This is a genomic window from Candidatus Anaplasma sp. TIGMIC (genome assembly GCF_028204095.1).
Lineage (GTDB): Bacteria > Pseudomonadota > Alphaproteobacteria > Rickettsiales > Anaplasmataceae > Anaplasma.
This window is the reverse complement of sequence record NZ_JAQLOH010000037.1, coordinates 1-8,029: the sequence shown is the minus strand read 5'-3', so window position 1 is coordinate 8,029 and position 8,029 is coordinate 1. Positions and strand designations below refer to the sequence as shown.

Genomic DNA, 8,029 nt, shown 5'->3' with positions numbered 1-8,029 from the left:
CAACACATAGAATGTGCTCATCTCAAATCTTTCCTGCTTTCTGTTGGGTGGCTTTTGGAATGGTTCGGGGTTACCCCTCCCAGCCCATACTCATGCTTTGCAGGCCATGATATCACCATGGTGTCGAAATAGCAATGTTGCTCTAATCGCCAAGCGCGTGTACTATGAGCAGTAGCAAGGCTTTTTGCGTAATTGTCCTTCTTTTTTAGCACGGACATACTGTAAGTGAACTGTACCTATAGCTTCAGTGTTCGAGCTACGCTGGGCTAGTGAGGCGTCCAAAATTACAGCTCCGGTATCGTTGCACCACTTACGGGATTAGGAATTCACATACGTGTTATCACACGTGTCGAGGATAGCTCATATAAAAGAGTTTATAAAAGTGGGTTCGTATGAAGAAAGAGACAAAAAGAGTAGCCGGCGGGGAAAATGTAACAGAACCGACCGGCCATATCACGGAAAGTGCTGAAGACCAATCAGCGATATTTAGTAGTGCAATAAGTGACAGTTTAGAAGATAGCGGCGATGACCCTACAGTAGTTCCAGGGAGTGCTGCGTGGGTTAGCAAAACGAAAGCGATGATCGGGGACTCAAAACAGGGGCTGAACACCCTTCTGGCTCGCATGAAAGAATTTTGGAGTGGGCATAAAGTAACAAGTTTACCAAAAGAAGCTGGATTTACACCTGGGGTAAGCATACCGGTTAGACTGTCATCGTATGGTGCAACGGTCAGCTTTGTCGGGATGGCGGTTGCCGCGTATATGGTGGGAAGATATTTACGTCGAGAGATATCAGATGTAAGCCTTACAAGTTTGCGAGTTATTTCTCATTCCACGACGCCCATTCATATCAAAGTATATGCAGCTATCGCGGTAATTTCACTCATAGCGTTTACTGCATGCGTGATAGTTTCGGAGATTTACAAAAATAAGGCGCGGAAGGCTAGAGATAAGCTTTTGTTGGTTTTGTATGAGAAAGCAAAGGTTTACACAGAGTGCAGGCCGCCCATTGACTACCAATCTCTTAGGACAGTAAATATGCTCAGACAAGTGTGTGATGTCGCGACAACTCGCATTGTCTATTTAGAGGAAAATGACACAAGTCGCGCAGCGCTCATGGATGCTGTGGAGAGAATACAGCTCAAGCACGATGGGGATATGGCCGAGCTTCGTGGAAACACACTTGAGGGCTTGTCTCAGATGAATCGTGCCTTACAAGATGTGACAGCGCAAATCCAACGAGATGGGCGTACAGCGGTGGAGGCCGTGCATAGCGAAATTACCTCGCTAGAGCAACATATAAAGTGTTGCGAACAACACTTTAAAGCGGCTTCGGAACAGGTAAGAAGGGCAGCTTCGCACCAAACCGATGTAATGCGTAGTGTATTACAGAAGGGATTAGAAACTGCTGTGAGAAAGACAGAAGAGCTGCAAGATACTGTCGCAAATTTCAACATCAACATGGCATTTGTTATCAAGAGTAACGTATACGACACCAAACGCCAAGTAGAACACTTGTTGAAAGTGCATTTGGAATGTCTCAGCTTCATTTCTACATTGTTTAGTAAAGAGGGCATAGCAGCGGTTTCGGTGTGCGTGTTTATTCTGCGGTCGCATGATCATATGGGAAAGGTGCACTATATGCACTCGCGGCGTGTGTATCACGGCATGAAAGGTTCGCTTGAGTATCAAGTGCCAGGAGTTTTTAAGGGCTTGTTTCGCGAAACGCGCACCATAGATGAAACCATAGCTTCTGTGTATTCTATTTTGAGCGTTGAATTGAACCCCATACTTGGTCTTGCAGACGAATTGATGGAGGTAGTCACCAGTGGCCAAGGCTTAGGCAAGCATAGGGATACATGTTGTAGGGTAATGAAAGACTGTCACGAGAAGCTATTCGGTTCTCAGGGTTTGTTGAAGGAGGGAGTGTACGAGAATTTTTATAAAAAACTTTGTAGCGTCCTACTTGAGAGCGATGGTACAGCGGAAGGCGGCACAGTAGCGTGCAGTGAAAACGACGATGCAATGCAGCGTATAAGGAGCTGCGCACCGTTCTTCATGACGATACCTCATATCATAAATGTTGCTAGAGGTATTGAAGGGATTCACAAAACTGCTGATGATATGTACAAGGTGTGCAAGGACGTTGAGAGAAGCCTTGACAGCGTGTTTGGGTTCCTACCTAAGAGTATTGCTGTGCCGTCAGACATTACGGAGCCCAAAGCGGACAGTTTGCAAGATGAAAAGCAAATGGATTGTGCCTGAGATACACAAACATGACTTGGCTATCTAGTGCGATACCAGGAACAGTTTGTGTATTAGTAGGGCGTTGTTGCTACTGATGCGGTAAGTTTGCACTTCCAGTCTTTGAGCCTTGTGGCTACATCCTTGTCAGACAGGCTGAGAATGGAGGCAGCAAATACCGCTGCGTTTGCCGCACCAGAAGCCCCTATAGACATGGTTGCCACGGGTGTCCCGCGTGGCATCTGTGCGATTGATAAGAGGCTATCCAATCCGTTTAAACATTCGCTTTTTATAGGCACGCCAATTACTGGCAAATGTGTCAACGAAGCGACCATGCCCGGAAGATGTGCTGCGCCACCCGCCCCAGCAATAATTACTTTGAATCCGCGTTCATGAGCAGATTGTGCGAAACTGTACAAGCGATGAGGAGTCCGATGTGCGGAGACTACCAGAACTTCGCTGCCAATCAATAAGTCATCAAGTATTGATACCGCTTCGCGCATTGTAGGGAAGTCAGACTTACTTCCCATGATAACTGCGACGCATACGCTGGACTTGGCGTTATCTGCGGTCATTGCGCCCTCCAGAGATCACATGTTCTATGGCTGCAGCAAGTGCCCGGTCGCTGGTGATATGTGTTATTGGTATCGTGTTGTTGCCCAGAACTGCGATGAAGGGGATCTTTCCTGTGAAATGCAGGCCTTTTCCCGTTAAGGCATATGCCAGCTTGCCATGGTATTCTGCTGATACGTTGTACGGCACAAAGTTTACCGTTCGTTGATTTAGTAAAAAGGATGCTAGTTTCCCTCTGTTGGTATCAAGTGATACAATCACAGGTTTGATTTTCCTATACGCATCTATCGCAGCGATGACACTGGGCATCTTTTCGACGCAATTGCTACACCAGGATGTATACAGAACCAAAAGCGTTGGTCCAGGCCCAATCTCTGACAAGAGCCCGAATAAAGTTTCATCTGAGTTAACTTCTTTTATGCGTATTTCAGCTTTTGCTAGAACCCTTTCGGAGTTATTTATGCTTCCGATGAGCGCAAATGCGACAACCGAGAGAACACAGAATACAGCCACAAAATACTTGCTGTACAGCACTTTTGGGACCATGGGAACTCCTGACGTGAACATACAACATTGCGATTATGAAGATGCATTTCCCAACTCACAAGGTTTTTTGTCTACTAGTGTATCTATTTTGTAAACCTGTGTACGGATTTAAAGTAAACATTACAATTTTACAGCCTAAGATTGGCATGTACATATGTATCTACTTACTGGCATGTATCTTGCTTTTGATAGCAGTGTGATGCCTGATAGCTATGTTCAGATACAGCATGAAAAGACGCTGTGTTGTCCCATCATGCCACGTTCTCCGATGTTGTGTACTTAGCATATACGTCTTGATACTTTCTCCTTATTGTGTAGACTTAGCGCAATATGGCTGCGGTGCGTGGTATTTATGGATCAGACACTAACGAAAGCCCGGCTTGCTGACATGATCAACAGAGAGATAGGTTTGTCCCGGGAAGACTCCCTAGTTATTGTGGGGGAGATACTTGAAGAGATGGTTGCCTCTCTTGTTCGAGGTGGTACCCTAAAAATATCTTCGTTCGGCATTTTCCGAGTTTTGAGGAAGAAGGAGCGCGTAGGCCGAAATCCAAAGACCTTAGAAAAGTTTATAGTGGAGGAGCACAATACCGTGACATTCTGCCCATCAGTGACCGTAAAGAGATTGATAAATGGGGAAGAAGCGTGACTGATAGTAATAGCGGTAAGAGCGATATAAGGCAGCCTCTAGAGCAGGTATTCTTCACTATAGGTAGGGTGGCTCAGGAGGTTGGTGTAGAGCAGTATGTGCTGCGCTTTTGGGAGAGCAAGTTCTCTCAGATCTCTCCTGTAAAGCGGCGCGGGAGGCGCTTGTATAGCCGTCGTGATATAGAAATGATAAAAAAAATAAAACACATGCTGTACGATCTTGGGTACACCATAAGAGGTGCTCAGGCGGAATTGAATAGGCAGAAATACGGTCCGAAGGTCGCATCATCAGATGCGGAAAGCTTGGCAAAGCTTATGAAAAACTTGGCGGATATGCGTGATATGCTTGCTGAAAAACTGAACGGAATGTAGCGCAGCCAGGTTAGCGCGTCAGTCTGGGGGACTGGAGGTCGTGGGTTCGAATCCCATCATTCCGACCATGCTGCAAATGTCGTTTCTGGTTTAAAACTATAGAGCATTTCGTCGGTCACTAGTCCCGCGAAAGCCGCTTGTGTTGGATGTGGTAGACTTAGCAGCGAGGTTCAATGTGATGCGGGCTATCGGGTGGTTTTGCCCGAAGAGTGGCAGCACCTGTTCGATACATTGGCATTGAGGCATGTGTGTTTGTCCGGCACTTGGGCGCGGTCCTGAGTGATTCCACAGGGGCTGTGGTCACGTACTGTTGTAACTCTTGTTTGACCTTTTATGAGTCAGGAGCCCGGCACGCAAGGTCCCACAGTTGCTATGCTATTGCGGGACCTGCAGTAAACTAAAGGCGAAATAGACAGACTTGTGCGGGAAGCTACTATACGGTTCGTGACTTTGCCGCACAAAGCCACGAACAACAGGCATCAGTGTACAAACGCGCAGCTCATTGTTTGTAAATAATGTATTCCAGCGCGCTCAGCACTTGTTCAAACCCACACAATTCTGCTACTGGACTTTTAGAGTAAGTCCCCAAACAGCCCTATCTCTTCGTCAGTTAGGAACCCAAGGTCAACAAAGTCGCTATCGTAGTAGCTTCCCATGGACTCCTTGTGTGAACCAGATTGGTGATCCACGTTGTGTTGTGTTTGTGAGTCATCACTAACTGCCGCAGTGGCGGTTGGTTCTGTATTATGTTGTGTTTCAGAAACTAGCGGCGCTGACAAATCAGGAGCGGGCATATCTACGCTATGGGTAGTAGCAACTTCTGTAGTGTCGGATTCAGACTTTTTCTTAGCTATGTCAAACACAGAATCCCAAATGTTAGAAGTCATAGGTTCCGCTATTGTTAGTACATCAGTAATAGGTGCTTGTGCAGGCACAACGTTTCCGCTTTCAGCTGAAACTTGTTCTTCCAAGCGACTGGTAGTTACTTCGCCCGCACTAACTGCAGCTGCGGCAATACCTGATTCTACATTGTGTGATTCCTCAGGAGTACTAGGTTCTTCTGGGGCAGCTTGTGTGTCAACAGTGGTATTTTCGGTAGCAGACACTATGTTAGATACTGAATCCAAAACGTTAGCAGCTACAGCTTCCGCTGCTGTATCAGCATTAGCCACAGTTTCTTGTGTAGCAACAGCATTGCTACTGTCAACTGGAGCCAGTTCTGCCACGTCACCTATAGCCACTTCGTCTGTACCAACTGTAGCTGCTGCAATTCCTGATTCTGCATTGTATGATTCCTCAGGAGTACTAGCTTCTTCTGAAGCAGCAGGTACTTCAACACTGCTAGTTTCAGCTTTAGGCACTATGCCAAACACTGAACCCCAGAAATCATCTGCAGTGTCTTGCTTTTGTACATCTTTTAACTCATCGTTGTTCTGGGTAACTTCGCGACGGTTCTCACTTTCTGTAGACGTTATACCAGATGCTGCTTGAGTATCTTCACTTTTCTGCTCTGCAGATTCGGTAGCAGGATTGGACTCTGGGCTATCAGCGGCGTTTAGCCCCATAAACCTGGCAACTGACGCTATAAACCCGCCTACAATAGAAGATCCTTTATCAACTTGTGTATCATCGTCATTTGTTTCATCATCCACATGTTGAATAGGAGTGCTGTGTGCAGATTCATGTGATGACGCATTTCCCAAGGTGGTGGTGATATTATCGAACGCGATACTGTGCTCTGAGGAGCTCAATCCTTGGCTAAGCAGTAACATGTTTCTGTCACTTACTTGATCCGAGGCAGTGTTTTTACAAAGCAGTAGGAAATCCTGCACATATGCGTCTAAGTACATTGCAACAACGTCTCCACTTGTGTTAACGACAGCAATGTAGCTCTTATCAGAATCTGAGCGCCCTATGTGTGACTCGATCACAAGGTCATACGTGACGTCGCTTGAAGATATGCCCAAATAACCAGAAGGGCTATTGGTAAAGTCCTGAGAAATATTGTTATGCAGATTATCAACATCCAAACTGTTGACTGTAGCGTCATTGAACATTAGCTGTACCCCAAAAATGAACTATAATGAACGGCGCACACATTTTGGCGATGTTGGCTTAGGACCGCAATCCTTACTAGTACACATATGCCATTATCACCGTAGTAGCGTATATGTAACACAAACTGTGCGCAATGCTACACATATTAACGGAAGTCTTCACTCATATAGAAAAACGTAGAAGGTAAGGGCGGAAGACTCACGCCGGCTGTTAGAAACCATAGATTCCTCACGTGCCCAAAGCATATAATTTACCTTGCAGAGAGCACTGTGTATCACCATTTTTCCGGTTGGCTTAACAAAAGCTGCGGCGTACCATATTGAGCAGAAAGCGATCGTATTTGCAGGTAGAGAAAGCTAAATACCTGCGCGGTAGCCGTCGTTGTAGTCTTACCATCAACTGACATGATAGAGAGGTTCCGAAATATGTGGTGGCGAATATAGGGAGGAATCGATTAATGTTTGGTTATTACCCAATGTAATTATTCCATGACAGGCGTGCCAAGGGTTGTTTTAAGTAAGCAATGGTCCTGTTGAAGTGGAACTTGCCACATCACAACATACAAATTGCGGTTTTTTTATTATTGTGCTAGAAGTGTAGCGGACGGATGGCCGAGCGGTTTAAGGCACCAGTCTTGAAAACTGACGTACGCAAAACGTACCGTGGGTTCGAATCCCACTCCGTCCGCTCTGGCGTGGTATGCGCACCGCGTTGAGTGTTTCCTCGACCAGCATGTGATGGTATAGGTCTTCTCTAGCTTCATACAAAGAACAGGGATTCGTGAGTTACTAAGTTCATAGTGGCCACGGCGGAACGCGTCGTTGGGACATGTGTCATCACCGAGTGAAGCGCCCTTAACTGCCATGGAGTCTTTAGTCATAGTCACAATGTCTCCAGCAACAGTTTTTGTTGCGTCTTCTTTCGCAGCGGCACTGCTACTACCATTCACCATAGGCCATTTTCCCTCACCCGAACCAGTCAATGCCGCAACGAGCCCCTTGTCGGGAGTAGTCCAGCTGCTGCTAGCATTACTACCATTACAGTTACCACCGTTTCCACTGCCACTGTGTTTCGTCCCAGCTTTACAAATCTGTTGTTCGACTTTGGGATCACTCGCCTTAAGAGCCTGAGCGAAAGCGATTCCTATGCAATATCAAACCGAAAGCTGAATTCAAGGCCTGTCCATCGTGATCATAACAAGCATTAACCATCACCGAAGTTGAAGACACTGAGCGAATCTCCACTACCTCACCGCCTTCGATAGACTTCGCGAAGTGGCCTGCGACAATGTTTTTGTCGTCTTTCGGCAGCTTAATAATATCTCCAGCAACGTCATTCGCATTGTTATGGCTGTTATGTGCCGCTTTAGGCCAGTTTTTCGTACCACCCCCTAGGCTTTTGGTCGCAAAATCCTCAAGCCCCTTCGATGCATTGCTGCTGTTGTGTGATGTGTCAATACATTGTGCATGCGTATGGTCGTCCCGTCCGCCACCGCCATTCCCATAACTACATAGCTTATCATTTATTCCGCCATCACTCGCCTTAAGAGCCTGAGCGAAAGCGACGATTTCTTTACCAGGAACTTTAGC

6 protein-coding genes, 2 tRNA genes and 1 pseudogene are annotated in these 8,029 nt (G+C 46.4%); 5 read left to right on the top strand and 4 right to left on the bottom strand.

The genetic code is table 11. From position 1 onward, the window contains the following. Nucleotides 1-392: 392 nt before the first annotated feature. A complete protein-coding gene (locus tag PGW94_RS04010; RefSeq protein WP_271758878.1) occupies nt 393-2,264 on the top strand; it encodes a hypothetical protein in 1,872 nt (623 codons plus the stop codon). A gap of 53 nt (nt 2,265-2,317) precedes the next feature. On the opposite strand, the gene purE is transcribed toward PGW94_RS04010, so the two are convergent. Further along, entirely contained in the window at nt 2,318-2,818 is a 501-nt protein-coding gene (purE, locus tag PGW94_RS04005; RefSeq protein WP_271758876.1) for a 5-(carboxyamino)imidazole ribonucleotide mutase, read from the bottom strand. Next, nucleotides 2,805-3,383, bottom strand: a complete 579-nt coding sequence (locus PGW94_RS04000; protein ID WP_271758874.1) for a TlpA family protein disulfide reductase — start codon at nt 3,381-3,383, stop codon at nt 2,805-2,807. The genes purE and PGW94_RS04000 overlap by 14 nt, the downstream gene beginning before the upstream one ends. A 331-nt stretch (nt 3,384-3,714) precedes the next feature. On the opposite strand from PGW94_RS04000, the gene PGW94_RS03995 reads away from it, so the two are divergent. The 3 genes from PGW94_RS03995 to PGW94_RS03985 all read left to right on the top strand — a co-directional run bounded on the left by PGW94_RS03995 (nt 3,715) and on the right by PGW94_RS03985 (nt 4,450). After that, nucleotides 3,715-4,011, top strand: a complete 297-nt coding sequence (locus tag PGW94_RS03995) for an integration host factor subunit alpha (protein ID WP_271758872.1) — start codon at nt 3,715-3,717, stop codon at nt 4,009-4,011. Continuing rightward, the gene (locus PGW94_RS03990) at nt 4,008-4,382 is read left to right on the top strand and encodes a MerR family transcriptional regulator (RefSeq protein WP_271758870.1); all 375 of its coding nucleotides are present in this window, start codon (nt 4,008-4,010) and stop codon (nt 4,380-4,382) included. The genes PGW94_RS03995 and PGW94_RS03990 overlap by 4 nt, the downstream gene beginning before the upstream one ends. Further along, nucleotides 4,373-4,450 (top strand) — tRNA-Pro (locus PGW94_RS03985). Before PGW94_RS03990 ends, PGW94_RS03985 begins: the two co-directional genes overlap by 10 nt. Nucleotides 4,451-4,954: 504 nt before the next feature. On the opposite strand, the gene PGW94_RS03980 is transcribed toward PGW94_RS03985, so the two are convergent. Next, entirely contained in the window at nt 4,955-6,439 is a 1,485-nt protein-coding gene (locus PGW94_RS03980; protein ID WP_271758868.1) for a hypothetical protein, read from the bottom strand. Between the two features lie 602 nt (nt 6,440-7,041). On the opposite strand from PGW94_RS03980, the gene PGW94_RS03975 reads away from it, so the two are divergent. After that, nucleotides 7,042-7,127, top strand: a tRNA-Ser gene (locus PGW94_RS03975). Between the two features lie 431 nt (nt 7,128-7,558). Here the strand turns inward: PGW94_RS03975 and PGW94_RS03970 are convergent. Then, nucleotides 7,559-8,029: pseudogene (locus PGW94_RS03970) on the bottom strand (P44/Msp2 family outer membrane protein); the annotation flags it as partial.

Coding starts and splice junctions, on each gene's coding strand:
- purE (WP_271758876.1), bottom strand. CDS start 2,818: ATGACCGCAGATAACGCCAAGTCCAGCGTATGCGTCGCAGTTATCATG.
- PGW94_RS04000 (WP_271758874.1), bottom strand. CDS start 3,383: ATGTTCACGTCAGGAGTTCCCATGGTCCCAAAAGTGCTGTACAGCAAG.
- PGW94_RS04010 (WP_271758878.1), top strand. CDS start 393: ATGAAGAAAGAGACAAAAAGAGTAGCCGGCGGGGAAAATGTAACAGAA.
- PGW94_RS03995 (WP_271758872.1), top strand. CDS start 3,715: ATGGATCAGACACTAACGAAAGCCCGGCTTGCTGACATGATCAACAGA.
- PGW94_RS03980 (WP_271758868.1), bottom strand. CDS start 6,439: ATGTTCAATGACGCTACAGTCAACAGTTTGGATGTTGATAATCTGCAT.